Source organism: Streptomyces sp. 2P-4 (genome assembly GCF_030167965.1).
GTDB classification, from domain to species: domain Bacteria; phylum Actinomycetota; class Actinomycetes; order Streptomycetales; family Streptomycetaceae; genus Streptomyces; species Streptomyces globosus_A.
Window position 1 is genome coordinate 2,540,814 of sequence record NZ_CP095011.1, and the last position, 26,569, is coordinate 2,567,382.

Below are 26,569 nucleotides of genomic sequence, written 5' to 3' on the forward strand. Positions count from 1 at the left end.
CGCACGACGTCCCGTACACCCGGACGCGACGACCAGGTGAATTCACCAGACACGCCTGCGGGAATCCGGGGTACAGTGGTAATGCGCCTGCCGGATACTCGGCGGGCCACCCGAATGAGGATGCCCGGTCGGTGGCCCGATCGGCTCCAACCCGACCGCCCTCGGTGATGCGTACGTCCATGCGTACCGCGTCCGAGAGGGGCCCCCTCAGCGGCGCAAGCGCTTGAGCGAAGGCAGTGGTCCCGCGCAGCTTCGCACGTCGCAGTACGGCAAGCACGGCACGGTGGACCCCCTCGCCGCCTCGCACCGCGTCTCACAGAAGAGGCAGCACCCTGACTACGTTCCGAGAACTCGGGATCTTTCCCGAGACCGCCGAGGCCCTCGAAGCCGTCGGCATCACGACCCCCTTCCCCATCCAGGAGATGACCCTCCCCGTCGCCCTCTCCGGCACGGACGTCATCGGACAGGCCAAGACCGGAACCGGCAAGACGCTCGGTTTCGGCCTTCCGCTGCTGGAGCGCGTCGTCGTCCCCGCGGACGTCGAGGCCGGCCGGGCCACGCCCGACCAGCTCACCGACTCCCCCCAGGCCCTCGTCGTCGTCCCGACGCGCGAGCTGTGCACCCAGGTGACGAACGACCTGCTGACCGCCGGAAAGGTCCGCAACGTCCGGGTCCTCGCCATATACGGCGGACGCGCGTACGAGCCGCAGGTCGAGGCGCTCAAGAAGGGCGTCGACGTCATCGTCGGCACGCCCGGCCGCCTGCTCGACCTGGCCGGCCAGCGCAAGCTCGACCTGTCGCGCGTCAAGGCGCTGGTGCTGGACGAGGCCGACGAGATGCTCGACCTGGGCTTCCTGCCCGACGTCGAGAAGATCATCAACCACCTGCCGGCCAAGCGGCAGACGATGCTGTTCTCGGCGACCATGCCGGGCGCCGTCATCGGCCTGGCCCGCCGCTACATGACGCAGCCGACGCACATCCGCGCCACCTCGCCCGACGACGAGGGCGCGACCGTCGCCAACATCACGCAGCGCGTCTACCGCGCGCACAACATGGACAAGCCGGAGCTCGTGGCCCGCGTCCTGCAGGCCGAGGGCCGCGGACTCGCCATGATCTTCTGCCGGACCAAGCGCACCGCGGCGGACATCGCCGAGCAGCTGGAGCGGCGCGGCTTCGCGGCCGGCGCCGTCCACGGCGACCTGGGCCAGGGGGCGCGCGAGCAGGCGCTGCGCGCGTTCCGCAACGGCAAGGTCGACGTCCTGGTGTGCACCGACGTCGCCGCGCGCGGCATCGACGTCGAGGGCGTGACGCACGTCATCAACTACCAGACGCCCGAGGACGAGAAGACCTTCCTGCACCGGGTCGGCCGCACCGGCCGCGCGGGCAACAAGGGCACCGCGATCACGCTGGTCGACTGGGACGACATCCCGCGCTGGCAGCTGATCAACAAGGCGCTGGAGCTCGACTTCCACAACCCGGTCGAGACGTACTCCACCTCCGCGCACCTCTACGAGGAGCTGGGGATCCCCGCCGGCACCAAGGGTGTCCTGCCGCGCGCCGAGCGCGTGCGGGCCGGTCTGGACGCCGAGGAGATCGAGGACCTGGGCGAGACCGGCGGCCGCGGCGGCCGGGGCGGCCGCGGCGAGCGCCGTCCGGCGGCCTCCGCCGAGGCGGAGCGCCCGGCCCGGACGCGGACTCCGCGCCAGCGCCGGCGTACGCGCGGCGGTGCCGAGGTGGCCGAGGCGGCCGAGGCGGCTGCGGCCGCGGCTCCCGCCGCGGTGGCCGAGGTTTCCGCCGCCGAGGCGCCCGCCGCGGTCGCGGACGAGCCGCGCAGGCCGCGCCGCCGGCGGACCCGGGTGTCGGCGGCGGACGCCGCCGCTGCCGCCGTCGCCACGGCTCCGGCCGTCGAGGCTCCGGTCGCCGGCGTGCCCGCCGCCGAGGCTCCTGCCAAGGCTGCGCCGGCCAAGGCCGCTGCCGCGCCGCGCCGGGCCGCCCGGACCCGCAAGCCCACCCAGACCTCGATCCTGGCGGCGGCCGCGGCCGCGCCCGTCGAGGCGCCGGTGCTGCCCGCCGGGCCGGAGCCGGACTTCCAGATCGCGCCGCCGGCCGAGCCCGTCCGGGCCCGCCGCACCACGCGTGCCCCGCGCAAGGCCGCCGCTGCCGCTCCGGCCGCGGCGCCCGCAGCGGTCGCCGAGGCCCCTGCGGCCGAGGAGGCGCCGGCCAAGCCGAAGCGCACCCGCACCCGCAAGGCCGTCGCACCCGCCGCGGAGGCTCCGGTCGCCGAGGCCGCCGCTGCCGCCGAGGAGGCGCCGGCCAAGCCGAAGCGCACCCGCACCCGCAAGGCCGTCGCACCCGCCGCGGAGGCCTGAGGGCCCCCGTAGCACCGTGGCACGGGCCCGGCTCCCCTCTCGGGGGGCCGGGCCCTCGGCGTTCCCGGGCAGGGCGGCCCTCGGAGTGGACGCCTTCCTACGGGCCGGTAACCTCGGGCCATGAGCAAGCCGCCCCGCCTGACCCTCCCGTCCGACGCCCGCGCGTACCGCCTGACCACCGCCCGCGGCGACTTCGCCGTGCACGAGGCGGGTGCGCCGGAGCGCGGCACCGCCCTGCTGGTTCCCGGGTTCACCGGGAGCAAGGAGGACTTCATCGGGCTGCTGGAGCCGCTGGCCGCGGCCGGGTACCGGGTCGTCGCGGTCGACGGGCGCGGGCAGCACGAGACGCCGGGGCCGCGCGAGGAGTCCGCGTACGCCTTGGAGGAGCTGGCGCGCGACGTCCTCGCGCAGGCCGCCGTACTCGGCGGCGCGGGGCCGCTCCACCTGCTGGGGCACTCGCTGGGCGGCCTGGTCGCGCGGGCCGCGGTGCTGCGGGACCCTGCGCCGTTCGCCTCGCTGACGCTGATGAGCAGCGGGCCGGGCGCGATCTCCGAGGAGCAGCAGGCGCGGACGAAGCTGCTGGTGGCGGCGCTGGAGGCGATGCGCGAGGACATGGCAGGCGTGTGGACCGCGATGCGCTCGTACGATCCGGAGGACGCGCTGCCGGACGCGCCGGAGCTGGAGGAGTTCCTGCGCGGCCGCTGGCTGGCGACCGTGCCGGAGCAGTTGATCGCCACGGGGCGGGTGCTCGTCTCCGAGCCGGACCGGGTCGACGGGCTCGCCGCCGTGGACCTGCCCAAGATGGTCGTCTCCGGCGAGGTGGACTACGCGTGGCCGGTGCCGCTGCTCGACGACATGGCGGATCGTCTCGGGGCGCGGCGGGTGGTCGTGGCGGGGGCGGAGCACTCCCCGAACGCGGAGAACCCGCAGGCCACGGCCAGGGCCCTGGCATCGTTCTGGGCGTCCGTGGACCACAGGTAGTTAGCCTGGGAAAAAATTTCTTTAGCGTAGGGAATGTTTCTCTCCTCCCCTCGGTTGGAACAGTGCAAGGAGAACACTGACGAAGGGAGAAGCCGTGCGCTTCGAGATTCTGCGCCTGGACGACGTCGACGGATCGGCCGTGGACAGCACCGTCGTGGACGCGGCCTCCGTCAACCGGATCGTGCAGCAGGCGGCCTCGATCGGCCAGCGCATCCTGATCCGACCGGCCGAGAGTGCGTCCTCCTGACGCTTCGCCCGCACACGCCGAACGCCCCCGCACCATCCGGTGCGGGGGCGTTCGCATGCGCGGGCGCGCGGGGCGTCAGGCGCCGCGGACGACCTGGAGCACGCCGTTGATGATCTGCTGGACGGCGATGGCGGAGAGCATCATGCCCGCGAGCCGCGTCACGAGGACGACGCCGCCGTCCTTGATGACCCGGATGATCACCAGCGAGTAGCGCATCGTCAGCCACAGGACCGCGTGCATCGCGACGATCGCGGCCCAGACCGAGACCTGCCCCGCGACGCCGTCGGCCTTCTGCACGGCCAGGATGACGGAGACGATGGCACCCGGACCGGCGAGCAGCGGCATGCCGAGCGGGACGAGGGCGACGTTGACGTCCTTGGTCTGCTTCGGCTCGTCCGTCTTCCCGGTCAGCAGGTCGAGGGCGATGAGCAGGAGCAGCAGACCGCCGGCGATCATCAGCGCCGGGACGGAGACGTGCAGGTAGTCGAGGATCTGCTGGCCGCAGATACCGAAGACGGCGATGACGCCGAAGGCCACGCAGACGGCCTGCCAGGCCATCCGGCGCTGCACCTTGACGGGGCGGCCGGAGGTCAGGGCGAGGAAGATCGGCGTGATCCCCGGAGGGTCCATAATCACAAAAAGCGTGAGAAATAGGGATCCGAAGACGGCGAAGTCGAACACAGTGATGCCTTGCAGAGAGAGGGGTGTTTCGCAGGAGGGTGCTGGGGGCGGGGCGTGCGGGCGCGGGCCCGGCGGCTGCCGGGCGGGGCGGCCTTACGCGCGCGTGTCTCCGCCGGCGCCCGGGACGGGGAAGGCCCCCGCCGCGCGGCGCGTGATCTCGCCGTAGACCTCCGGGTCGGTGGTGTAGTCACCGAGGCGGCAGGTCTTGCGGCTGCCGTGGTAGTCGCTGGAGCCGGTCACGAGCAGACCGAGGTCGCCTGCCAGGCCGCGCAGCCGGGCGCGCGTGGCGTCGTCGTGGTCCATGTGGTCGACCTCGATGCCGTCCAGTCCGGCGGCGGCGAGTTCGGCTATCGCCGACTCGGGCACACAGCGGCCGCGCTTGACGGCGGCGGGGTGCGCGAACACGGTGACGCCGCCGGCCGCCTTGACCAGGCGTACGGCCTCGAACGGGTCGAGCTCGTGCTTCTCGGCGTAGGCGCGCCCGCCGTCCGCGAGCCAGTCCGGAGTGAACGCGTCCGACACGGTGGGCACGACGCCGAGCTCGACGAGGGCGGTGGCGATGTGGGGCCGGCCGACGGAGCCGCCGGCGGCGATCCGGGAGACCTGCTCCCAGGTGACGTCCACGCCGAGGCCGCGCAGCTTGGCGATCATCGCCTGGGCGCGCGGGGTGCGGTCGTCGCGGACGAGCTCCCGCTCGCGGGCGAGCTCGGGCTCCTCGGGGTCGAAGAGGTACGCGAGCATGTGCATGCCGATACCGTCGAGGCGGCAGGAGAGCTCCATGCCGGGGACGACGGTCAGCCCGGCAGGGGCGGCCGCGATGGCCTCGGCGTGCCCCGCGACGGTGTCGTGGTCGGTGAGCGCGACGACGTCCAGCCCGGCGGCGGCCGCGGCGCGGACCAGCTCGGCGGGGGTGTCGGTCCCGTCGGACGCCGTGGAGTGGGCGTGCAGGTCGATGCGCACGGCCATGGCTCCAGGGGTCGGGGTTGCGGGGACACCCCAGGATAACGCCCGGCCGCGGCCCCTCCGTCCCCCGGTCCGCCGCGGCGCCCCGGCGACCGCCCCGCCCAGGGCGGCGGCGACGGCACTGCGGCGGACGCCTACGGGCCGAGGATCCGCGGGCTGAGGGCCCCGCAGGGCAGCATGTCCACCTCCGCACCCGCCTCGCGCAGGTCCGTCAGGACCAGTTCGTCGTACATCAGGAGGCCCGACTGCTCGGGCCAGGCGACGGCCCACAGCCACAGGCCCCGCGCCTCCCCGGCGAAGACGGCCCGGTCCTCGGGGGCCCCGTTCACGTGCCACAGCGGTGTCGGCCGGCCGCCCGCGACGACCTTGGCGTGCGGCGGGGAGGAGACGTCGATGGCGGAACCGGGGTCGGGGCCGTCGATGCCGGCGTAGCGGGAGCCGAGCCCGACGCCCAGCTCCTCGGCGATCAGCAGCAACTCGCCGGGGCCGCCCAGCGGTCCGGGCCCGGAGCAGGCCACGGCGGTCGCCCTGCCCCCGCTGCGGTCGTCACCCGCCGCCGCCACCCCCGTGAACAGCCACCCCACCGGCAGCGGCCACGGCATCCACACCGGGACCCGGGCCCGGTGCACGACGACCTCCAGGGCCTCGACGCTGGGCGGGACGACGGGCTGCAGGGGGTGCACCGCGCCGTGCACCGCGCACTGCCAGGAGTCGGAGAAGAGTCCGGGCGCCCTGACCCGGCCACCGCACTTCGGGCAACTCGGTTCGCCCCTCATAGGAAGCCACGCTCCTCCCCGCCCGGCGCCCCGTCAAGACACGATCACCCGGTCGGATGCCTCAGTCCAGCGCCACGGACGTACGCAGCGGGTCGCGCAGGTCCGTCCCCCGCGCCAGCCACCTCTCCTGGAGGGCCGCCGCGCCGTGGACCCGCTTCCAGGCGGCCTCGTTCGCCGTCATCGGCAGGAGCGGAAGGAACCGCACCGGCTCCATCGGCTCGTCCAGTTCGAGGTCCTCGACGAGCCCGCCGGGCTCCGCGACGAGCACCGAGGTGAACGGCGCGCCCTCCCACAGCGGCTCGCCCACGTCGAGCGACGCACCGGGCGCCACCACCAGCCCCTCGACCTGCGGCGAGGCGGCGAGCACGGCGAGCGGCCGCAGCACCCGGTCGGTGGGCGCCAGGCCCGCCCGCACCGTCAGCACCAGCTCGGCCCGCGGCCCGCGCAGCGGGTCGGCGACCACGGCGGTCGGGTCGGCCATCGGGGACGCGGACATGCCGAGGGTCGCGTACCGCACCAGGCCGTCCCCGGTGAAGCGGAGCACCTCGATGCGGTCGGTGCCGAGGAACGTGACGGCGGCGCGGGCGTCGGGCTCGCCGAGGGCGCTGCGCAGCCGGGCTTCGACGAGAGCCAGAATTTCTGCCATGCGCCGAGCATAGAACTCGTATCAGGCGGGTAAAGGGCGGGTCTTGACCATCCGTCGGCTGATAGTGTTGACCGCTGGTCGGGGCCGCACCGCAGAAGCGGTGCCTCGGGGCCCCGGCGACAGGACGTCCCCCACGGGGGACCGGCCGGAGGAGGTGGGGACTGCCGTGGACCGAAGTCGATCGTGCAGTACCAATCGCTCTTCCGCCCCTGGTACGGGCGCACCCTGCCCCGTTTGATCATCCGATCAGCAGAAGAGCGACGGCGGAACGTCTGTCCTCCCGTCCCTTTCCCTCCGCCCCTGCCGGCGCGCCCGCCGCCGGCAGTCCGCGTCCACCGGAGGGATCTCCCACCCCGCACGGCCGCGGCCGTGCGTGCGAAGGAGCCTGCCATGTCGATGCTGCCCTACCTCCGTGCCGCCGTCCGACCGGCGCTGCGCAGGTCCAACCCCGTCCAGCCCGGCTACGACGCCACCCGCGACCCCTCGGCGAGCAGCGCCGTGGTCGACTGCGCGGTGTACCGCGACGGCCGGCGCGCCCTCGGCTCGGCCTGCCTGACGCCCCGTGAGGCGATCCGGCGGGTCCGCGAGGACGGCGGCTTCGCCTGGATCGGCCTGCACGAGCCGACGGAGGAGGAGTTCGCGGGGATCGCCGCCGTCTTCGGCCTGCACCCGCTGGCCGTCGAGGACGCCGTCCACGCCCACCAGCGGCCGAAGCTGGAGCGCTACGACGACACCCTCTTCACCGTGTTCAAGACGATCCACTACGTGGAGCACGCGGAACTGACGGCGACCAGCGAGGTCGTGGAGACCGGCGAGGTGATGTGCTTCACCGGCACCGACTTCGTGATCACGGTCCGGCACGGCGGGCAGGGCTCGCTGCGGGGCCTGCGCCACCGCCTCCAGGACGACCCCGAGCTGCTGGCCAAGGGCCCCTCGGCGGTCCTGCACTCGATCGCCGACCACGTCGTCGACGGGTACATCGCGGTCGCGGCGGCGGTGCAGGACGACATCGACGAGGTGGAGAACGCGGTGTTCGCCGCGCCCGCCAAGGGCGTCGCGCGCGGCGGCGACGCCGGCCGCATCTACCAGCTCAAGCGGGAGGTGCTGGAGTTCAAGCGGGCCGTGGCCCCGCTGCTGCGGCCGATGGAGCTGCTCAGCGAGCGCCCGATGCGGCTGGTGGACCCGGACATCCAGAAGTACTTCCGCGACGTCGCCGACCACCTGGCGCGCGTCCACGAGCAGGTCGTCGGCTTCGACGAGCTGCTGAACTCGATCCTCCAGGCCAACCTCGCCCAGGCGACCGTCGCGCAGAACGAGGACATGCGCAAGATCACCTCCTGGGCGGCCATCATCGCCGTGCCGACCATGATCTGCGGCGTGTACGGGATGAACTTCGAGCACATGCCCGAGCTCAAGTGGGAGTACGGCTACCCGATGGTGATGGCGAGCATCGTCGGCATCTGCTTCACCATCCACCGGGCACTGCGCCGCCACGGCTGGCTGTAGCACCCGCCGGGGCGCCGGCCGCCGGACCCGTCCGAGCCCTCCCCTACCCTGGTCCGCATGACTCTCAGCACGCTCGACCTGGCCCTCGTCGAGGAGGCCACCAAGAAGTCCGGCCTGATCTGGGTCCGCGGCGCCGGCGCCGACCGCGCCCTGTGGCACGCCTGGGTGGACGGCGCGGCGCACGTGCTGGGCGACGGCCCCGGCGAGCAGCCGCTGCCGGGCCTCGCCGACGGGGCGACGGCCGAGGTCACCGTCCGCAGCAAGGACAAGGGCGGCCGGCTGGTGGCCTGGACCGCGGCCGTACGGGAGCTGCCCCCCGGCGGCGGCGCGTGGGAGGCGGCGGTGGCGGAGCTGAAGGGCAAGCGGCTGAACGCCCCCGACTCCGAGGAGATGACGGCGCGCTGGGCGCGCGAGTGCCGGGTGCTGCGCCTGGAGCCGGTCGCGGCGAGCACCGACCTGCCCGACGGGTCGCTGGCCGCCGTGCCGGTCGGCTCGCCGGCGGTGACGCGGCGGCCCGTCCCGGCGGGCCTGCCGAAGCTGCTGCTGAAGCGGCGGAAGGCCGACCGCGGGGCGTAGGGCCTACCCCGTCGGGTTGGAGCCCTGCCCCGACCCCTTGCCGGTCGGCGCCGGGGCCGGGCTGCCGCTGCCGGACTCCTTCGTCGTCGGCAGCTGGGAGCCGTAGTCGAGGGTCTGGTCCGCCGGCGGCGGGTCCAGCTGCACCGGCTGCCCCCAGTCGCCCAGGTCGACGGTGCCCGCTCCGCCGGCGCGCTCCATCCGCAGCGGGTAGGGGGTGCCCTCCAGGGAGACCGCCAGCTTTCCGCCCCTGCCCTTGTCGGCGGTGACCTGGACGGCGCGCGTGGGGCCGACCTTGGTGTAGTCGCCCTTGGCGAGCTTGCCATCGAGGCCGAGGAGCCCGTCGAGCAGGACGTGCATGTCGGTGAAGCCGCGGAACTGCTTGTAGGTGGGGTCGCTCTCGGGGACCTTCACGTACTTGTCGCCGAGCTTCCCGGCCGCCTCGGAGGTCCCCCAGAAGGCGGCGCTCGCCTTGAGGTAGAGCTGGTCGCCGATGCGGAGCAGCTGGAAGGTGTCCTCCTTGGACTTCACCTCGCCGGAGCCGCCCTCCTTGCCGAGGCGCATGTCGAGGGTGAAGGTTTTTCCGCTGCTGACGAGGGTGCCCGACAGGTGCACGGAGGAGGCGGCGCCGGCGGCGGCCTTCGCCTTGCCCTCGATCTGGGCCGCAGAGAGCTTGCCGACGCCGTTGGTGCCTTCGTCGGGGTCCGCGCCGCAGCCCGTCCCGGCGACAGCGAGGCCCGCGAGGACGACACCGGCGACGGCGGCGCGGCGCAGCCGTGCGGCGGGGGAATGGGCGGTCACGGCGGGTGCCTCTCGTCGTGCTTGCTGGGGCAGCAGGCAGCGTACCCGCCCGTAGGCCGTCGGTCGGAGGGTGCCCGCGGCCGGCGGGCGGGCGGCCGGCGGCGCACCCCGGGCGGACGGCCCCACCAGGACGGCCGTACAGCCCACGGGCTAGCCTGAGGGACGGCAGGCAGGACCGTGGACCGACACTCTGGGAGGCGCTGGAATGGCCGGAGGCGCCCCGCGGATCTTCGTCTCGCATCTGTCGGGTGTGCCCGTGTTCGATCCCAACGGCGACCGGGTGGGCCGGGTCCGCGACCTCGTGGCGATGCTGCGCGTCGGCGGGCGGCCGCCGCGGCTGCTGGGGCTGGTGGTCGAGGTGGTCAGCCGGCGCCGGATCTTCCTGCCGATGACGCGGGTGACGGGCGTGGAGTCGGGCCAGGTCATCACCACCGGCGTGGTGAACATGCGGCGGTTCGAGCAGCGGCCGACGGAGCGCCTGGTCCTCGGCGAGCTCCTGGACCGGCGGGTGCGGCTGACCGCGACCGGCGAGGAGGCGACCGTCCTGGACGTGGCCATCCAGCAGCTGCCGGCCCGCCGCGACTGGGAGATCGACAAGATCTTCGTACGCAAGGGCAAGGGGGGCGCGCTGCGCCGCCGCGGCGAGACGCTGACCGTGGAGTGGTCGGCCGTGACCGGCTTCTCGCTGGAGGAGGAGGGGCAGGGCGCCGAGAACCTGGTCGCCACCTTCGAGCAGATGCGCCCGGCGGACGTGGCGAACGTCCTGCACCACCTGACGCCGAAGCGGCGCGCCGAGGTGGCGAGCGCCCTCGACGACGACCGGCTCGCGGACGTCCTGGAGGAGCTGCCCGAGGACGAGCAGGTCGAGATCATCGGCAAGCTGAAGGAGGAGCGCGCCGCGGACGTCCTGGAGGCGATGGACCCGGACGACGCCGCCGACCTGCTGTCGGAGCTGCCCGAGGACGACAAGGAGCGGCTGCTGACCCTGATGCGGCCGGACGACGCCGCGGACATGCGCCGGCTGCTGTCGTACGAGGAGAACACGGCCGGCGGCCTGATGACGACGGAGCCGATCGTGCTGCGGCCCGACGCCACGGTCGCGGACGCCCTGGCGCGGGTCCGGCAGGCCGACCTGTCGCCGGCGCTGGCCGCGCAGGTGTACGTGTGCCGGCCGCCGGACGAGACGCCGACGGGCAAGTACCTGGGCACGGTGCACTTCCAGCGGCTGCTGCGCGATCCGCCGTTCACGCTGGTCAGCTCGATCGTCGACACGGACCTGCCGCCGCTGCGGCCGGACGCCTCGCTGCCGGCCGTGACGAGCTACCTGGCCGCGTACAACATGGTCGCCGTGCCCGTCGTCGACGAGGGCGGCGCGCTGCTGGGCGCGGTGACCGTGGACGACGTGCTGGACCACCTGCTGCCGGACGACTGGCGGGAGACGGACCTCCACTCCGAGGAGGTCTCCGGTGGGCGGTGAGCGGCGGGGCGACCCGGCGCGCGAGCGGCGCCGCGAGCAGCTGCGGGTGCGGCGCGAGCTGGCGCGGGAGCACGCCCGCGAGGACGCGCGGGAGCACGGGCTGAGCGGCCGGGAGGAGGAGGCCTCCGAGCGGCTGCGGTCGCGGGCCGCCGCGACGGGGTCGAGCGCACTGACCCGCTCGGCGCGCGTACGGCTGGACCAGCCGCGCGCGGACCGGCGGCGGCTGCTGCCGGTGTACGACCCGGAGGCGTTCGGCCGGCTGTCGGAGCGGGTGGCGCGCTTCCTCGGCACGGGCCGGTTCATCGTCTGGATGACGCTGGTCATCGTGCTCTGGGTGCTGTGGAACGTGTTCGCGCCGGCGCACCTGCGCTGGGACCAGTACCCCTTCATCTTCCTGACGCTCATGCTGTCGCTTCAGGCCTCGTACGCGGCCCCGCTGATCCTCCTCGCGCAGAACCGGCAGGACGACCGCGACCGCGTCAACCTGGAGCAGGACCGCAAGCAGAACGAGCGGTCCATCGCCGACACCGAGTACCTGACGCGGGAGATCGCGGCGCTGCGGATGGGCCTGGGCGAGGTCGCGACACGCGACTGGATCCGCTCGGAGTTCCAGGACCTGATCAAGGAGATGGACGACCGGCGGATGTTCCCGCAGGAGAGTGACGAAGGCGACCGCTAGCGGCCTTTCCGGAGGCACGCTACCGCGCCGTACCATCGACGCATGGCTACCGACACAAGCTCCGCCGCCGTGCCCGAGCAGGACGCGATCCTGGACGCGCTGGCGACGGTGAACGACCCCGAGATCCACCGGCCGATCACCGAGCTCGGCATGGTCAAATCGGTGGAGATCGGCGACGGCGGCGCGGTCGCGGTCACGGTCTACCTCACGGTGTCGGGCTGCCCCATGCGGGAGACCATCACCAAGAACGTCTCGGACGCGGTCGCGAAGGTCCCCGGGGTCACCTCCGTGGAGGTGACGCTGGACGTGATGAGCGACGAGCAGCGCAAGGAGCTGGCGGCCACCCTGCGCGGCGGCACCGCCGAGCGCGAGGTGCCGTTCGCCAAGCCGGGCTCGCTGACCCGCGTGTACGCGGTCGCGTCCGGCAAGGGCGGCGTCGGCAAGTCGTCGGTGACGGTGAACCTCGCTGCGGCGATGGCGGCGGACGGCCTGAAGGTCGGTGTCGTCGACGCGGACATCTACGGCCACAGCGTGCCCCGCATGCTCGGCGTGGACGGGCGGCCCACCCAGGTCGAGAACATGATCATGCCGCCGTCGGCGAACGGCGTGAAGGTCATCTCCATCGGCATGTTCACCCCGGGCAACGCGCCGGTCGTCTGGCGCGGCCCGATGCTGCACCGCGCGCTCCAGCAGTTCCTCGCGGACGTCTTCTGGGGCGACCTGGACGTGCTGCTGCTGGACCTGCCGCCGGGCACCGGCGACATCGCGATCTCGGTGGCGCAGCTCGTGCCGAACGCGGAGATCCTCGTCGTGACGACCCCGCAGCAGGCCGCGGCCGAGGTCGCCGAGCGGGCCGGCTCGATCGCCGTCCAGACCCACCAGAAGATCGTCGGCGTGGTGGAGAACATGTCCGGGCTGCCGTGCCCGCACTGCGACGAGATGGTCGACGTGTTCGGCACCGGCGGCGGCCAGAAGGTCGCCGACGGCCTGACGAAGACGGTCGGCGCGACCGTGCCGGTCCTGGGCTGCATCCCGATCGACGTCCGGCTGCGGGAGGGCGGCGACGAGGGCAGGCCGGTCGTCCTGTCCGACCCGGACTCCCCGGCGGGTGCGGCGCTGCGCACGATCGCGGGCAAGCTGGGCGGCCGGGCGCGCGGCCTGGCCGGCATGTCGCTGGGGATCACCCCGCGCAACAAGTTCTGAGGCGTTCGGACGAAGGGGGCACCGCCGGCGGCGGTGCCCCCTTCGGCGTGTCCGGGTGCGGCTACTCGTACGCGGCGAGGTCGCCGATGACGGCGAAGCCGATCCCGTAGGCGCTCATGCCGCGGCCGTACGCGCCGAGGTGGACGCCCGCGGGGGTGGTGCCGGCGAGGACCCAGCCGAACTCGGACTCGCGGTAGTGGAAGGGGGTCGGCTCGCCGTCGACGGGCAGCGACAGCGTCGACCAGTCCGGGCCGTCGAGGTGGTCGGCGAGCTCCCAGGCCGCCTCGGTCTGCTGCTCCAGCCAGTCGTCGCGCAGGGTGTGGTCCATCTGGCCGGGCCAGCTGTACGCGAGCAGGCCGGAGCCGGCCAGCCAGGCGGCGGAGGAGACCGAGGTGGCCTCCAGGACTCCCGTGCCGTCGCTGCTGCGGCGCAGCGGGTTCGCCGCGACGGTCACGACGACCGCGAAGCGCTCCTTCTCGCCGGTGGCGAGTTCGCCGCGGACGGACGGTTCGTCGCCGTGGCCGGTGGAGCCGTGCTCGACGCTGCCGTCGGCGCCGGTGCCGACCTGCATCAGCCAGCGGTGTCCGGTGAAGGCGTCGTCCAGCCCGTACCAGGGGAAGCCGGCGCGGCGGAAGCCGTCGCCGGCGGTGCGTCGGGCGGCCGGGACGGGGGCGGCCGCGGTCTCCTCGTGGGGCGGAGCGGCGGTGTGCGGGACCGCCGCGGCAGGGGCGGCGGGTGTGGCCGGCGGGGCGGTCGCGGCGGGTGCGGCGGCGGGTGCTTCGGGTGCTTCGGCGGGCTGTGCGCCGACCCGGCTACTGCTCGTCGTCTCCATCGATGGGGCCTCTCGTTCCGTGGGGTCCGGAACGGCCCGCCCCCCTCGGGCGTCCTGGGTCCGGACTCATGGAGGATAGCCACCGGACCGCGGATCGCCGGGCAGGACGGGGCTCAGGTGGCGTCGGCGTCGAACGGAGTGCGCTGCTCGGAGGACGGGGCGGCGGGCTTCTTCACCAGGTCCGGGCCGGAGCCTGCGGGAGCCTGCGCGGGCTCCGGGTCGCGGCCGTTGACGGCGTCGGTGACGTCGTTCAGCTCCTGGCGGAGGTCGAAGCTGCTGCGGATGTCGCTGAGGTCCTCGTTGGTGGAGAGCTGCTTGCGGATGAACGTCTTGGGGTTGAGGTCCTCGAACTCGAAGTCCTTGAAGTCCGGTCCGAGCTCGGAGCGGATGTCCTGCTTGGCGCTGTCGGAGAAGGCGCGGATCTTGCGGACGAAGCCGGCGACGTCCTGGACGACCTTCGGCAGTTTGTCCGGTCCGAAGACGAGGATGGCGAGGACCACGATGGTGACCAGCTCGAGTGCGCCTATGTCGTTGAACACCTTGCCGCTCCTCGGCTCTCTCCACGTCGGGCCACGACAACGGTACCCGGCCGGGCGCCCCGGGCCCTACATCGGTCCACCATCATCCCCGGTTCGGCAGCGGGTCACGACCCTTCCGCGGAACCGAGCACGAGCCGGACGGTCTGCTCGCGGCCGTCCCGCACGAGGGTGAGGCGGAGCGGGTCGCCGGGGCGGCGGGCGCGGACCTTGACGATGAGCTCGTCCCCGCCGTGCACGCGCACACCGTCGACCTTGGTGATCACGTCGCCGGGTCGGATGCCGGCCCGGGCGGCGGGCCCGCCGGGGGTGACGGCGGGCCTGCCGCCCTCGCCCTGCGCGCCGACGCGGGCGCCGGCGCCGGGGTACTGCATGTCGAGGGTGACGCCGATGACGGGGTGGGTGGCGCGGCCGGTGCGGATGAGCTCCTCGGCGACGCGCTTGCCCTGGTTCACGGGGATGGCGAAGCCGAGGCCGATACTGCCGCTCTGCCGGTCGGAACCGGTCTTCTCGGCCCCGCGTATGGCGCTGTTGATGCCGATCACACGGGCCTGGGCGTCGAGCAGCGGGCCGCCGGAGTTGCCGGGGTTGATCGGCGCGTCGGTCTGGAGGGCGTCGACGTAGCTGATGTCGCTGCCGTCCTTGTCGCCGCCGGCGGTGATGGGCCGGCCGGTGGCGCTGATGATGCCGGCGGTGACGGTGTTGGACAGGTCGAAGGGGGCGCCGATGGCGACGACGGGGTCGCCGACCCGGACGCCGTCGGAGTTGCCGAGGGCCAGGGGCTTCAGCCCGCGGACGCCGGAGACGCGGACGACGGCGAGGTCGTAGCCGCTGTCGCGGCCGACGACGGAGGCGGTGGTGCTCTCGCCGGTGCTGAAGGTGACGGTGACGTCCTTGGCTCCGGCCACGACGTGGTGGTTGGTGAGGATGTGGCCCTGGCCGTCGAGGACGAACCCGGTGCCGGTGCCGCCGGAACCGCTGCCGCGGACGTGGAGGGTGACGACGCCGGGCAGCGCGGCCGCGGCGATCCCGGCGACGCTGTCCGGGGCCCGGTCCCTGTTCTCGGCCGCGGCCTGCTGGAGTTCGAGGCGGGTGCTGCTGCGCCGCTCGGCGAGCACCCCGAGCCAGCCGCCGGTGCCGCCGGCGAGCAGGGCGATCCCGAGCCCGAGGGCGACGGCATGCCGCAGCCGTACGACCGTCCCCCGAGCCGCCGCGCCCCGATCGGGCATGCTGAACGCCCCCGCCTGCCACGGGTCGTACGCGCGCTGCCCGGCCCCCGAGCCGGACCAGCCCTCGGCGGGGGCCGCGTCCTGAGCGGGGAGCACCACCGGCCCGGGTTCGACGGACGGCTCCTCCGAGGCAGCCGGCGGAACCGGCCGGGCGTCGGCGGGATGCCCGTCCGAACCGGCGGGCACGGGGCCGGCCTTCGCGAGCGGTACGGGATCGGGCCCGGCGGGCCGTCCGTCCGCGGCAGCGGCCGGGACGGCAGCGGGCTCGGCGGCCGGGACCGGGCCCGGCTCGGCGGGTGGGGCGGGGTTCGGGCATGCGGCGGCTGCCGGTGCCGCCGCCGGGGCCTCGGCGGGGCCGGTCCGCCGTGGCGGAGTCGGCTGGGACTGTTGCTCGTCGGCCATGGGCGCTCCCCGGATTGCCTGCCGCCGCAGGGCGGCGCACCTGCCGGAGATTCAACCAGGTCGGCGCGCGGCGGAGGATGGCGGCCCGAGGTCCGCTCGTCGCAGGTGCGCCGGTCCTGCCCGCGGTGCCGGCGCCCTGCGCCGCAGGGCGGTGGGCCGCGCGGACGGCCCGACAGCGCGGACGGCCCGACAGCGCGGCGGGTGCCCCTGCCGGACCCCGCAGGCCCGGCGCCCCCGGCGGCAGGGCCCAGGGGTTCCCCGGAGGCGGCAGCCGCGTCCTGTCCCGGCCGGGCCGGGACAGGACGGGCGGGCGGCCCGGGTCAGCGGAGGAGCGAGACCGGGCGGGAGGGTGTGTGGGCGGACGGGTGGAGCGGAGGGAGCGGGCCTTCCTCCTGGGGGTCGGCGGTGGGGCCGGGGCGCCGCGCCCGGTCGCGCACGACCGCGTCGGCAACGGACACGGCGCCGCCCGGAGCGCTGCCGGGGGCCGGGCCGGACCCGGAGGCGGGGGCCGCCGGCACGGCGGTGCCGGGCCGGGTCGCGGGTGACTCGCCCCGCACGTTCGGCTCGATCGTGTTCAGCGGGTACGTCCCGCCCAGGGCGATCGCCGCCAGGGACACCGCTCCGGCGGCGACGAAGGCGAGGCGCCGCCGGGGCCGCCCGACCTCGGCGATGCGGAAGCCCTCCTGCGGCGGTTCGGGCACCCGGTACCCGAACAGGTCCCCGCCGGGCGGTCCCGCAGGCCCCTCGCCGGGCAGTCCCTGGAGCCGGGCCAGCAGCCCGGCGGACAGCGGCGGCGGCGCGCTCTCGACGAACATGGCCTTGAGGCGGCGCTGCGCATCCGCCTCCGCCCTGCACTTGGGGCAGGTCGCGAGGTGCGCCAGCACCCGCTCCCGCGTGTCGTGGCTCAACTCCCCGTCCACCAGGGCGGCAAGGCGGTCGCCCAGGTGCTGCTCGGCAGGGGACGGACTGACTCCGGTCACGGGGCTCCGCCCTCTCCCCCGCTGCCCGGGACGCCCACGGCCACCCCGGCCAGCGCCCGCTGCTCGGCCCTGGCCTCGGGCGAGCGGTGCTTGAGCGCCTTGCGCAGGTGCGAGCGGCCCCGGTGGATGCGGCTGCGGACGGTGCCCAGCTTCACGCCGAGCGTTGCGGCGATCTCCTCGTAGGACAGGCCCTCGATGTCGCAGAGCACCACCGCCGCGCGGAACTCGGGCGCGAGGGTGTCCAGCGCCTGCTGCACGTCCGCGTCGAAGTGCGTGTCGTGGAGCACCTGCTGCGGGGACGGCTCGCGGCTTGCCAGCCGCTCCGCGGCGTCCTCCCCGAGCGCGTCGAACCGGATCCGCTGCTTGCGGCGGACCATGTCGAGGAACAGGTTCGTGGTGATCCGGTGCAGCCAGCCCTCGAACGTGCCGGGGGTGTAGGTGGACAGCGAGCGGAAGACCCGGACGAAGACCTCCTGCGTGAGGTCCTCGGCATCGTGCTGATTGCCCGTCAGGCGGTAGGCGAGGCGGTACACCCGGGCACTGTGCGTGCTGACGATCTCCTCCCACGTAGGAGGGGTCCACGCCTGCGGGCCCGCATCGGCGGCAAAGGTCGCGGTGGGTGCGGTCACGGCGGAGTGGAAACGGTCAGCGGTGTCAGTCACGGATTTCGGCTCACCCGCCGACCAGAAGAGGCGTCTCCAGACGCCCCCACGATCCACAGGCGCAGCCGCACCTCCCCTATCGGCTCTGGTGGTGTCCAGTGGAGCCCCTACCATAGCCACCCCTCCCGTCAGCTCCGGATAAGCTTTTTTGCCCTAACTTTGCCTTGGGTGTCGGGGGCCGCCGCACCGTTCTGACCGGTGCCGCCCCATCCATCCCCTCTGCGCCCCGCCCGGGGCCCTTCCCGCCTTCCGGCATAGGTCCGCTGCCCTTTCCAACGCCCGGTCCCATCTGCGGGTTCCCGACGCCAGCGGATACAGTCACCGTTGCGCCAACTAAGGGGACAGGAGAGGGTCATTACCGGCAACCGGCAGACGAGCTGGGCGTTCGCCGACGCGTTTGTCGCCGAGGACGACGCTCTGCGGTGGGCCCGCGACCGGGCCAGGGAGGCGGGCCTGCGCTCCGTCTCGCCCGGCACCGGCGCCGCGCTGCGCCTGCTCGCCGCCAGTGCCGACGCCAAGGCGGTCGCCGAGATCGGCACGGGCACCGGCGTCTCCGGTATCCACCTCCTGCACGGCATGCGCCCGGACGGGGTGCTGACCACCGTCGACCCGGAAGCCGACCGGCAGGCCTTCGCCCGCCAGGCGTTCCGCGCCGCCGGCTTCGCGGGCAACCGCGCCCGCTTCATCCCCGGCCGCGCCCTCGACGTGCTGCCCCGCCTCGCCGACGGCGGGTACGACCTCGTCTTCTGCGACGGCGACCCCACCGAGTCCCTGGACTACCTCGCCGAATCGTTGCGCCTGCTGCGCCCCGGCGGGCTGGTGTGCTTCGAGGGCGTCTTCTGCGACGGCCGCACGGTCGACTCCGCAGCCCAGGAGGCGGACGTCCTGCGCGTCCGCGAGCTGCTGCGCAGCGTCCGGGAGAGCCCGGCGCTGGAAGGGGCCCTGCTGCCGGTCGGCGACGGCCTGCTGTGCGCCGTGCGGCGCTGACCGCAGCCGTACGGCACCGGGGGTGCACCCGCCGCCCGGGATCAGCGCAGCAGGGCGAAGGTGAGCCCGGTGACCGCCCCGAGGGCGGTGCCCGCGGCGACCTGGGCGGGCGTGTGCGCCCGCAGGACGAGCCGGGACCAGCCGACGGCCGCGGCGGGCAGCGCCGCGAGAAGCGCGGCCGGCCCCCACGCCAGGAAGAGGACCACGACGGTGCCGCCGGCCACCGACATGTGCACGGATATCTGCCAGCCCACGGTGACCAGCAGGGTCGTCGCGAGCCCGACGAGCATTGCGGCGACCAGGGCGAGCACCTCGCGGGGCGCGCCGAAGGCGTGGCCCAGGGCCATCGCCGCGGCGACCGAGCCCAGGCTCAGCCCCATCGGCACGATGCGCTGGCGCCGGACCCGTATGTGCTGGTCGGTGAGGGCGCCGCGGCGGACCCCGATCCGGACGATGCCGATCGGCACCGCGCCGCAGAACAGGGCGGCGAGCAGGCCCCAGCCGAGGCCGGCCGCCGTCCCGGTGCTGTGCAGGCCGATCGCCAGCAGCAGCAGGACGACGAGGTGGGCCGGCGCGAGGGCGTCGGACAGGACCCGGGCGGCCTTCTGGCGGGGCGTGCAGTCGGCGAAGACGGGCGGGGCGGGAGGGGCGGCGGTCACGGCTCGGCTTTCGGGAGGCGGCGTACGCCCGCCCCGGCGCGGAACGGGCCGCGGCACCGGGGGAAGGGATCCGGAGGGGCCGGGCAGGGCGGACGCGGCACGGTCGGGGGTGGATGCGGCGCGCGGCGGCAGGCACGCGGGCCGTGCGGGCGCTGTCGCGGCGGTCGCAGCGGCTGCGGCGGCCGGGCGCTGTGCGGTGCTCGCGCTCCGGCGTGCGCACCGTACGGACAACGCTGCCCCGGCCGCGGATCGCGGGCGGGGCAGCGCAGAGTATGCAGAGTGCAGTCGGTCTTGCCGACGGGTCAGCCGACGACCTTCTTCAGGGCGTCACCCAGGGCGTCCGCCTCGTCCGGCGTCAGCTCGACGACCAGCCGACCGCCGCCCTCGAGCGGTACGCGCATGACGATGCCCCGCCCCTCCTTGGTGACCTCGAGCGGGCCGTCGCCCGTCCGCGGCTTCATGGCCGCCATGCTCGTTCCCCTTCCTGAAACCAGCTCATCGTCAGCCGACGGCCCCATTCAGGCGCCTGGAACCCGGCATCGAACACATTGCTTCCCGGCCATTATCCCGCATGTCAGGACCCGATGACCAACATCGGAAGGGAACGCTTGGGCAACGCGCTCTGCCAAAACCACTCATTTCGGGGACCTGCCTGCGATACTGCGCGCGCTCCGCGCGGGCGCCGCGGCCGCTTTCTTTGACGCACATCACATGCCCCCGGGCGGCCCGGTCCGCCATGCTGGCCCTTGCACCAGCCGGTACCGGCCGGTAGCCCAGCCCGCGACGAAGGGGGACCCCCGACATGGCCGACAGCGTGCTCTACGACGTCACCGACGGACTCGCCACCATCACGATCAACCGTCCCGACGCCATGAACGCCATGAACACCGAGGCGAAGGTCGCGCTCCGCGACGCCGTCCGGGCGGCCGCCGGCGACGCGGCGGTACGAGCCGTGCTGCTGACCGCGGCCGGCGACCGCGCCTTCTGCGTCGGCCAGGACCTCAGGGAGCACGTGCAGAACCTCCAGGCCGACCGGGAGACCGGCTCGTCGCTGACCATGGCCACGGTCTCCGAGCACTACAACCCGATCGTGCGGGCGCTGGCGGAGATGCCGAAGCCGGTCGTGGCGGGCGTGAACGGCGTCGCGGCCGGTGCGGGCTTCGGCTTCGCCCTCGCCGCGGACTTCCGGGTCGTCTCCGAGACCGCGTCCTTCAACACGTCCTTCGCCGGGGTGGCGCTGACCGCCGACTCGGGGGTCTCCTGGACGCTGCCCCGCCTGATCGGCGCCTCGCGCGCCGCCGACCTGCTGCTCTTCCCCCGCTCGGTGAAGGCGCAGGAGGCGTACGAGCTGGGCATCGCCAACCGGCTGGTCCCGGCGCAGGAGCTGCACGCGCAGGCCGAGGCGGTGGCGCGCACGCTGGCCGCCGGGCCCACCGTCGCCTACGCCGCGCTGAAGGAGTCCCTTGCGTACGGGGCCTCGCACTCCCTCGCGGACGCCCTGGAGCGCGAGGACGTCCTGCAGACCCGGGCGGGCGCCTCCGAGGACCACGGCATCGCCGTCCAGGCCTTCCTGGCGAAGCAGCCCCCGGTCTACCTCGGCCGCTGACCCGGCGCCGGCTCCCGCCCCGCGCCGCCCTCCGGAGCGGCCGGGGCCTCCGGAGCGGCCGGGGTGCGGGCGGTGCAGTCGGCCAGGTGGTCGTTGACGAGCCCGCAGGCCTGCATCAGCGCGTAGGCGGTGGTGGGCCCGACGAAGCGGATGCCGGCCTTCTTCAGCGCCTTGGCGAGCGCCGTCGACTCCGGTGTCACCGCGGGGACGTCCGCGATCGACGCCGGGGCGGGGCGGCCCGGCTCCGGGGCGTGCGACCAGACCAGGGTGTCCAGCTCGCCGGGCTCCCAGTCGGCGAGCACCCGCGCGTTGGCGAGCGTCGCGTCGATCTTGGCGCGGTTGCGGATGATCCGCTCGTCGGCGAGCAGCCGCTCGGCGTCCCGGTGGTCGAAGGCGGCGACGGCCGCGATCTCGAAGTTCGCGAAGGCCGCGCGGAAGCCCTCGCGGCGCCGCAGGATGGTCAGCCAGGACAGCCCGGACTGGAAGGCCTCCAGGCACAGCCGCTCGTACAGGGCGTCGTCCCCGTGGACGGCGCGGCCCCACTCGGTGTCGTGGTAGGCGGTGTAGTCCTCGGTGGCCAGGGCCCAGGGGCAGCGCAGGGCGCCGTCGGCGCCGGCGAGGGCGGTCACCGGGCGTCCTTGGAGAGGTCGACCGCGGTGGGCTCGTGGTCCTGCTCGGGCTCCGCGGCCTCCGCCTCCCCGGACTCCGCGGACGCCTCGGACTTCCCGGGCTCCCCGGGGGCGCCCCCGGCGGCGGCCGCAGCCCCGGCAGCGGATCCGGCGGCCGCCGGCCGCCCGGCCGTCGCCACCGACGCCGCCAGCTCGGCGATCCGGGAGTCCCGCTCGGCGAGTTCGGCTGCGAGGCGCTCCAGTACGTCGTCCACCTCGGCCATCCGGTAGCCGCGCGGCGCGACCGGCAGCCGCAGCGCCGCGACGTCGGCCGGGGCGACGGGGCGGGTCTCGGGGAGGGCGTCGGCGACCCGGTCGGGCTCCGCCTCGGGCAGGACGGCCTCCGAGCCGCCCCCGATCACGGCCAGGGTGACCGCGGTGACGACCACGACCAGCGCGATCAGCAGGAACCAGAACACGATCAACTCCCTGAGAGACTTGCGGGGCACCTCCCGGCGGCGGCCGGTGGACCACCAGATGACCAGGTTAAGGTCGCAGACGGGGCGCGAGGGCCCCCTGAGGAGGAAAGAACGGGATGCTGCGACTGGGCAGGCGCGAGTTCGACACCCACGAGCCGGTGATCATGGCGATCGTGAACCGGACGCCCGACTCCTTCTACGACCAGGGCGCGACGTTCCGCGACGAGCCGGCCCTGGAGCGCGTGGAGCAGGCGGTGGCCGAGGGCGCGGCGATCATCGACATCGGCGGGGTCAAGGCGGGGCCGGGCGAGCACGTGGACGCGGCCGAGGAGGCCCGGCGGACGGTCGGCTTCGTCGCCGAGGTCCGGCGCCGCCACCCGGACGTCGTGATCAGCGTCGACACCTGGCGGCACGAGGTCGGCGAGGCGGTCTGCGAGGCCGGCGCGGACCTGCTGAACGACGCCTGGGGCGGGGTCGACCCGAAGCTGGCCGAGGTCGCCGCCCGGTACGGCGCGGGCCTGGTGTGCACGCACGCGGGCGGGGTCGAGCCGCGGACCCGGCCGCACCGGACCGCGTACGACGACGTGATGGCGGACATCCTGCGGGTCACGGTGGGTCTGGCCGAGCGGGCGGCGGCCCTCGGCGTCCGCCGCGACGCGATCATGATCGATCCGGGGCACGACTTCGGGAAGAACACCCGGCACTCCCTGGAGGCGACCCGGCGCCTGGCCGAGATGGCGGAGACCGGCTGGCCGGTGCTGGTGTCGCTGTCCAACAAGGACTTCGTCGGCGAGACCCTGGACCGGCCGGTCAAGGAGCGCCTGCTCGGCACGCTCGCCACGACCGCGGTGTCGGCCTGGCTGGGCGCGCAGGTCTACCGGGTGCACGAGGTCGCCGAGACGCGGCAGGTCCTGGAGATGGTCCGGGCGATCCAGGGGCACCGGGAGCCGGCGGTGGCCCGCCGGGGACTGGCCTGAGCCGGGCCCCGGCGGTCACGGCACTACGTGCCGGCGTTCACTTGCCGACTTCCTTGGTGACGAGCGCGATGGCCTCTTCCACGTCGTCGGTGACGTGGAAGAGGTACAGGTCGCGCTCGGAGGCCTTGCCCTGGGCGATGACCGTGTTCCGGAGCCACTCGACGAGCCCGTTCCAGTAGTCCGTGCCGAAGAGCACGATCGGGAAGCGGGTGATCTTCTGGGTCTGGACCAGGGTCAGGGCCTCGAACAGCTCGTCCAGCGTGCCGAGTCCGCCCGGCAGGACGACGAAGCCCTGGCTGTACTTCACGAACATCGTCTTGCGGACGAAGAAGTACCGGAAGTTCAGCCCGAGGTCGACGTGCTGGTTGAGCCCCTGCTCGAAGGGCAGCTCGATGCCGAGGCCGACGGAGACCCCGTTCGCCTCCCGGGCGCCCTTGTTGGCGGCCTCCATGGCGCCGGGGCCGCCGCCGGTGATCACGGCGAAGCCGGCCTCGACGAGCGCGCTGCCGATGCGGACGCCGGCCTCGTACTCGGGCGAGCCCGCCGGGGTGCGCGCCGAGCCGAACACGCTGATCGCGGGCGGCAGCTCCGCCAGCGTGCCGAAGCCCTCGATGAACTCCGACTGGATGCGCAGGACCCGCCAGGGATCGGTGTGCACCCACTCGGAGGGCCCGACCGTGTCCAGCAGCCGCTGGTCGGTCGTGCTGCCCGCCTGCACCTGGCTCCGGCGGCGCAGCACCGGTCCGAGCTGCTGCTCCTCGGGTCGGCGGACGCCTCCCTCGGCATCGCGGTGGTTGCCCATGATGTGCTCCCTCCTGCTGATCGTTTGATCAGGGTAGGCGCACGGAGGTGACGGGAAGGGTAATTCAGGAGGTCAGCCAGGCGCGGAGTCGTTCCTCGCAGTGCAGGATCGCCTTGGTGTCGACCCGTTCGTCGACCTTGTGGGCCAGCAGGGCGTCGCCCGGGCCGTAGTTGACGGCGGGGACGCCGAGCGCGCTGAAGCGGGAGACGTCGGTCCAGCCGAACTTGGGCATGGCGCGGCCGCCGACGGCCTCCATGAAGGCCTTCGCGGCGGGGTGCGAGAGCCCGGGGAGGGCGCCGCCGGAGGAGTCGTCGACAGTGAGGGCGGTGACGCCGCAGTCCGCGAAGACCTCCTCGACGTGGGCGAGGGCGTCGGCCTCGCTGCGGTCGGGCGCGTAGCGGAAGTTGACGGTCACGGTGCAGGCGTCGGGGATGACGTTGTTGGCGACGCCGCCCTCGATGCGGACCGCGTTGAGGCCCTCGTGGTACTCCAGGCCGTCGATGACGGGCCGGCGCGGCTCGTACGCGGCCAGCCTGGCCAGGATGGGGGCCGCGGCGTGGATGGCGTTGGAGCCCATCCAGCTGCGGGCGGAGTGGGCGCGCTCGCCGGAGGTGTGCAGCAGGACGCGCAGGGTGCCCTGGCAGCCGCCCTCGACCTCGGCGTCCGAGGGCTCCAGGAGGACCGCGAAGTCCCCGGCGAGCCAGTCGGGGTGGGCCTCGGCGATCCGGCCCAGGCCGTTGAGGTGGGAGGCCACCTCCTCCTGGTCGTAGAAGACGAAGGTGAGGTCGCGGTTGGGCTCGGGCACGGTCGCGGCGATGCGCAGCTGGACGGCGACGCCGGACTTCATGTCGGTGGTGCCGCAGCCCCACAGGACGCCGTCGCCGTCGAGGCGGGAGGGGACGTTCCCGGCGATGGGCACGGTGTCGAGGTGCCCGGCGAGGACGACGCGCTCGGCGCGGCCGAGGCGGGTGCGGGCCACGACGTTGTTGCCGTACCGGTCGACCGCGAGGTGGGGCAGGCCCCGCAGGGCGTGTTCGACGAGGTCGGCGAGGGCCTTCTCGTCGCCGCTCACGGACGGGATGTCGACGAGCCTCGCGGTCAGCCGGGCTGCGTCGAGGGTGAGGTCGAGCTCGGTTTCGGACATGCCCCGACCCTAACGCGCCGTGCTGCGGCGAACGTCTCACGTCCGACCGGTGGACGTGCGACGTGGCTCAAGTACGGTGGGCCGCGTGTCACGAAGCGATCACTCCCGCCCCCGCCGCCGCCGTAGGCTCCGCACGGCTGCCGGCCTGTGCGTCCTGCTCGCGCTCGCCGGCTACCTCGTCGTCCGCTTCGAGTCGATGGGCGGGGGCGGCGCACCGCACTGCACGGCCGCGGATTCGGCCGGGGACGGCTCCCCCGGAGGCAGCCGCCGTACGTACGACATGACGCCCGAGCAGGCGGCGAACGCGGCGACGATAGCCGCGGTCGGGGTGGCCAAGGGGCTGCCCGACCGGGCGGTGACCATCGCGCTGGCGACGGCGATGCAGGAGTCGGCCCTGCGCAACCTCGACCACGGCGACCGGGATTCGCTCGGGCTGTTCCAGCAGCGGCCCTCACAGGGCTGGGGGACGCCGGAGCAGATCAGGGACCCCGTGTACTCGGCGGGGATCTTCTACGACCGGCTCGTCAAGGTGAAGGGGTACTCGCGGCTGCCGCTGACCGAGGCGGCGCAGAAGGTGCAGCTGAGCGGTTATCCGCAGGCGTACGCCAAGCACGAGCCGGACGCGACGGTGCTGACGGCTGCGTTCGCCGGGTCCGGCGAGCTGACCTGCGGCGGGCCCGCGCCGGCGGCGCCGGGGGATCCGCAGCGGGTGCGGGGCGAGCTGGAGCGGATCCTCGGCAGGAGCGGGCTGCACGCCTTCCCCGAGAAGCCGGCCGCGGCGGCCGGCGGCGCGCAGGCGGCGGACGCCGAGGTCGCGCTGGCGGAGAAGCCGGACGGCGGGGAGCAGGCGGCGCGCGGCAGCCGGGCCGTCGCCGGCTGGGCGATCGCGAACGCGCCGTCGCTGGGCATCGCGCGGGTCTCGTACGCGGACCGCAGCTGGGTGGCCGGCGAGAAGAAGGGCCGCTGGCAGCCCGCGGGCGCGGACGCGAAGGGCGGCGCGGACACGCGCGGGGCGCAGCGGGGCCAGGTCCGCATCTTCGTGAAGGGCTGAGCCGGGGACGGGGCTCCCGGCCGCCCGCTCGCGCGTACGGGATGTCCCCCGCAGGGGGCGGATCGCGGGTGGGCGCGGGGCGGCTTCCGGGGCGGCTTCCGGGGCGAGGAAGCGCTGGTCGGTCGGCATCCAATGGGCTTGTCCCGGAAGCCGATTAAACGATGCGTTACCGATCCTTTACCGAAGGGCGCCGCAACCCGCCCCGCCCCGCGGGCGGTTGTAGCGGGCGTACTCAGCCGCTACCGCTTAGGAGCAACATGTCCCTCCCCCTGACCCGCCGGATCGCCCGTACCGCGCTGCTGCTCGCAGCCGGGGCCGCTCCCGTGGTCGGTGCGGCCGGCGCGGCCAGCGCCGCGGGCCTGGACTCGTCCCTGCCGCAGCTGGGCGCCCTCACCGGGCCGCAGGCCGCGGACACCGCCTCCGAGGCCGTCCCGGCCGCGCCCGGCCAGGTCGCCGACACCGCGGGCGCCCTCCTGGGCGGGCTGCCGGCCTCCGAGGGCCTGCCGACCGGCGCCGTCCCGGCCGGCGACCTCGCAGGCGCGGTCCCGGCGCAGGGCCTGCCGACGGACGCCCTGCCGACCGGCTCCCTGCCGACGGACTCGCTGCCGCTGGGCTCCCTGCCCCTGAACGGCCTCGCCGGCTGACGGACCCGCAGGACGCCGAGGGGGCCGGGAGCGCTTGCCGCTCCCGGCCCCTCGGCCTGTCCGCGCCCG

General features: G+C 74.4%; 29 protein-coding genes. 13 read left to right on the forward strand and 16 right to left on the reverse strand.

Annotation, left to right across the window (positions count from 1 at the left end):
* Positions 1 to 422: 422 nt before the first annotated feature.
* The 3 genes from MUK52_RS10615 to MUK52_RS10625 all read left to right on the forward strand — a co-directional run bounded on the left by MUK52_RS10615 (position 423) and on the right by MUK52_RS10625 (position 3,597).
* Entirely contained in the window at positions 423 to 2,369 is a 1,947-nt protein-coding gene (locus MUK52_RS10615; RefSeq protein ID WP_284575718.1) for a DEAD/DEAH box helicase, read from the forward strand.
* 120 nt (positions 2,370 to 2,489) lie between these two features.
* Positions 2,490 to 3,350, forward strand: coding sequence for an alpha/beta fold hydrolase (locus MUK52_RS10620; protein WP_284575719.1), 861 nt, complete (start codon positions 2,490 to 2,492; stop codon positions 3,348 to 3,350).
* 94 nt (positions 3,351 to 3,444) lie between these two features.
* Positions 3,445 to 3,597 (forward strand): DUF8834 family protein, encoded by a 153-nt coding sequence (locus tag MUK52_RS10625; protein ID WP_174250346.1) that lies wholly within the window; start codon positions 3,445 to 3,447, stop codon positions 3,595 to 3,597.
* Between the two features lie 75 nt (positions 3,598 to 3,672).
* Here the strand turns inward: MUK52_RS10625 and MUK52_RS10630 are convergent, their stop codons facing one another.
* The 4 genes from MUK52_RS10630 to MUK52_RS10645 all read right to left on the reverse strand — a co-directional run bounded on the left by MUK52_RS10630 (position 3,673) and on the right by MUK52_RS10645 (position 6,663).
* A complete protein-coding gene (locus MUK52_RS10630; RefSeq protein WP_114054039.1) occupies positions 3,673 to 4,278 on the reverse strand; it encodes a MarC family protein in 606 nt (201 codons plus the stop codon).
* 93 nt (positions 4,279 to 4,371) lie between these two features.
* Complete coding sequence (locus MUK52_RS10635) at positions 4,372 to 5,238, reverse strand: PHP domain-containing protein (RefSeq protein WP_284581691.1); 867 nt, start codon at positions 5,236 to 5,238, stop codon at positions 4,372 to 4,374.
* A 137-nt stretch (positions 5,239 to 5,375) separates the two neighbouring features.
* Entirely contained in the window at positions 5,376 to 6,017 is a 642-nt protein-coding gene (locus MUK52_RS10640) for a DUF6758 family protein (RefSeq protein WP_114054038.1), read from the reverse strand.
* Positions 6,018 to 6,078: 61 nt separating this feature from the next.
* Entirely contained in the window at positions 6,079 to 6,663 is a 585-nt protein-coding gene (locus MUK52_RS10645; protein WP_114054037.1) for a suppressor of fused domain protein, read from the reverse strand.
* A gap of 390 nt (positions 6,664 to 7,053) precedes the next feature.
* Between MUK52_RS10645 and MUK52_RS10650 the strand changes: the two genes are divergently transcribed.
* Both MUK52_RS10650 and MUK52_RS10655 read left to right on the forward strand, forming a co-directional pair.
* Positions 7,054 to 8,169 carry a magnesium and cobalt transport protein CorA gene (locus MUK52_RS10650; protein ID WP_114054036.1) on the forward strand — a complete coding sequence of 372 codons (1,116 nt, stop codon included), beginning with the start codon at positions 7,054 to 7,056 and terminating at the stop codon, positions 8,167 to 8,169.
* A gap of 57 nt (positions 8,170 to 8,226) precedes the next feature.
* On the forward strand, positions 8,227 to 8,745 hold the full coding sequence (locus tag MUK52_RS10655; RefSeq protein ID WP_114054035.1) for a hypothetical protein: 519 nt from the start codon (positions 8,227 to 8,229) through the stop codon (positions 8,743 to 8,745).
* 3 nt (positions 8,746 to 8,748) lie between these two features.
* On the opposite strand, the gene MUK52_RS10660 is transcribed toward MUK52_RS10655, so the two are convergent.
* Positions 8,749 to 9,543, reverse strand: a complete 795-nt coding sequence (locus tag MUK52_RS10660; RefSeq protein WP_114054034.1) for a hypothetical protein — start codon at positions 9,541 to 9,543, stop codon at positions 8,749 to 8,751.
* A gap of 205 nt (positions 9,544 to 9,748) precedes the next feature.
* On the opposite strand from MUK52_RS10660, the gene MUK52_RS10665 reads away from it, so the two are divergent.
* From MUK52_RS10665 to MUK52_RS10675, 3 genes are all read left to right on the forward strand, one after another.
* A complete protein-coding gene (locus MUK52_RS10665) occupies positions 9,749 to 11,020 on the forward strand; it encodes a magnesium transporter MgtE N-terminal domain-containing protein (RefSeq protein WP_114054033.1) in 1,272 nt (423 codons plus the stop codon).
* Positions 11,021 to 11,120: 100 nt separating this feature from the next.
* Positions 11,121 to 11,699: a DUF1003 domain-containing protein gene (locus MUK52_RS10670; protein WP_428985480.1), complete on the forward strand. Its 579-nt coding sequence runs from the start codon at positions 11,121 to 11,123 to the stop codon at positions 11,697 to 11,699.
* Between the two features lie 42 nt (positions 11,700 to 11,741).
* Positions 11,742 to 12,902 carry an Mrp/NBP35 family ATP-binding protein gene (locus tag MUK52_RS10675; protein WP_284575720.1) on the forward strand — a complete coding sequence of 387 codons (1,161 nt, stop codon included), beginning with the start codon at positions 11,742 to 11,744 and terminating at the stop codon, positions 12,900 to 12,902.
* Between the two features lie 61 nt (positions 12,903 to 12,963).
* Here the strand turns inward: MUK52_RS10675 and MUK52_RS10680 are convergent, their stop codons facing one another.
* The 5 genes from MUK52_RS10680 to sigE form a co-directional block, all read right to left on the reverse strand.
* Positions 12,964 to 13,734 carry a hypothetical protein gene (locus MUK52_RS10680; protein WP_114054032.1) on the reverse strand — a complete coding sequence of 257 codons (771 nt, stop codon included), beginning with the start codon at positions 13,732 to 13,734 and terminating at the stop codon, positions 12,964 to 12,966.
* A 113-nt stretch (positions 13,735 to 13,847) separates the two neighbouring features.
* Entirely contained in the window at positions 13,848 to 14,273 is a 426-nt protein-coding gene (locus tag MUK52_RS10685) for a sec-independent translocase (RefSeq protein ID WP_284575721.1), read from the reverse strand.
* Positions 14,274 to 14,377: 104 nt separating this feature from the next.
* A complete protein-coding gene (locus tag MUK52_RS10690; protein ID WP_284575722.1) occupies positions 14,378 to 15,901 on the reverse strand; it encodes a S1C family serine protease in 1,524 nt (507 codons plus the stop codon).
* A gap of 320 nt (positions 15,902 to 16,221) precedes the next feature.
* Positions 16,222 to 16,881, reverse strand: coding sequence for an anti-sigma factor family protein (locus tag MUK52_RS10695; RefSeq protein WP_284575723.1), 660 nt, complete (start codon positions 16,879 to 16,881; stop codon positions 16,222 to 16,224).
* On the reverse strand, positions 16,878 to 17,657 hold the full coding sequence (gene sigE, locus MUK52_RS10700) for an RNA polymerase sigma factor SigE (protein WP_114054029.1): 780 nt from the start codon (positions 17,655 to 17,657) through the stop codon (positions 16,878 to 16,880). Before sigE ends, MUK52_RS10695 begins: the two co-directional genes overlap by 4 nt.
* Positions 17,658 to 17,867: 210 nt before the next feature.
* Between sigE and MUK52_RS10705 the strand changes: the two genes are divergently transcribed.
* A complete protein-coding gene (locus MUK52_RS10705) occupies positions 17,868 to 18,530 on the forward strand; it encodes an O-methyltransferase (RefSeq protein ID WP_114054028.1) in 663 nt (220 codons plus the stop codon).
* Positions 18,531 to 18,571: 41 nt separating this feature from the next.
* On the opposite strand, the gene MUK52_RS10710 is transcribed toward MUK52_RS10705, so the two are convergent.
* Positions 18,572 to 19,189: a hypothetical protein gene (locus MUK52_RS10710; protein ID WP_284575724.1), complete on the reverse strand. Its 618-nt coding sequence runs from the start codon at positions 19,187 to 19,189 to the stop codon at positions 18,572 to 18,574.
* 302 nt (positions 19,190 to 19,491) lie between these two features.
* Positions 19,492 to 19,659 (reverse strand): DUF3117 domain-containing protein, encoded by a 168-nt coding sequence (locus tag MUK52_RS10715; protein ID WP_003966491.1) that lies wholly within the window; start codon positions 19,657 to 19,659, stop codon positions 19,492 to 19,494.
* 332 nt (positions 19,660 to 19,991) lie between these two features.
* On the opposite strand from MUK52_RS10715, the gene chcB reads away from it, so the two are divergent.
* Positions 19,992 to 20,795 (forward strand): 2-cyclohexenylcarbonyl CoA isomerase, encoded by an 804-nt coding sequence (chcB, locus tag MUK52_RS10720; protein ID WP_114054026.1) that lies wholly within the window; start codon positions 19,992 to 19,994, stop codon positions 20,793 to 20,795.
* Here chcB and MUK52_RS10725 read toward each other — a convergent pair.
* Positions 20,780 to 21,424: a DNA-3-methyladenine glycosylase I gene (locus MUK52_RS10725; RefSeq protein ID WP_114054025.1), complete on the reverse strand. Its 645-nt coding sequence runs from the start codon at positions 21,422 to 21,424 to the stop codon at positions 20,780 to 20,782. The two genes, chcB and MUK52_RS10725, sit on opposite strands and share 16 nt — an antisense overlap.
* Entirely contained in the window at positions 21,421 to 21,882 is a 462-nt protein-coding gene (locus MUK52_RS10730) for a DivIVA domain-containing protein (RefSeq protein WP_428985390.1), read from the reverse strand. The genes MUK52_RS10725 and MUK52_RS10730 overlap by 4 nt, the downstream gene beginning before the upstream one ends.
* A gap of 116 nt (positions 21,883 to 21,998) precedes the next feature.
* Between MUK52_RS10730 and folP the strand changes: the two genes are divergently transcribed.
* Positions 21,999 to 22,859 carry a dihydropteroate synthase gene (folP, locus tag MUK52_RS10735; RefSeq protein WP_114054023.1) on the forward strand — a complete coding sequence of 287 codons (861 nt, stop codon included), beginning with the start codon at positions 21,999 to 22,001 and terminating at the stop codon, positions 22,857 to 22,859.
* A 37-nt stretch (positions 22,860 to 22,896) separates the two neighbouring features.
* Here folP and MUK52_RS10740 read toward each other — a convergent pair whose 3' ends face one another.
* Positions 22,897 to 23,661: an LOG family protein gene (locus MUK52_RS10740; RefSeq protein WP_114054022.1), complete on the reverse strand. Its 765-nt coding sequence runs from the start codon at positions 23,659 to 23,661 to the stop codon at positions 22,897 to 22,899.
* A 64-nt stretch (positions 23,662 to 23,725) separates the two neighbouring features.
* On the reverse strand, positions 23,726 to 24,805 hold the full coding sequence (gene dapE / locus MUK52_RS10745) for a succinyl-diaminopimelate desuccinylase (protein WP_284575763.1): 1,080 nt from the start codon (positions 24,803 to 24,805) through the stop codon (positions 23,726 to 23,728).
* An 85-nt stretch (positions 24,806 to 24,890) separates the two neighbouring features.
* Here dapE and MUK52_RS10750 point away from each other — a divergent pair, with 85 nt between their 5' ends.
* Together MUK52_RS10750 and MUK52_RS10755 are read left to right on the forward strand one after the other, a co-directional pair.
* Positions 24,891 to 25,856: a hypothetical protein gene (locus MUK52_RS10750; protein WP_284575765.1), complete on the forward strand. Its 966-nt coding sequence runs from the start codon at positions 24,891 to 24,893 to the stop codon at positions 25,854 to 25,856.
* Between the two features lie 257 nt (positions 25,857 to 26,113).
* Positions 26,114 to 26,500, forward strand: a complete 387-nt coding sequence (locus MUK52_RS10755) for an ATP-binding protein (RefSeq protein WP_284575766.1) — start codon at positions 26,114 to 26,116, stop codon at positions 26,498 to 26,500.
* Positions 26,501 to 26,569 lie beyond the last annotated feature (69 nt).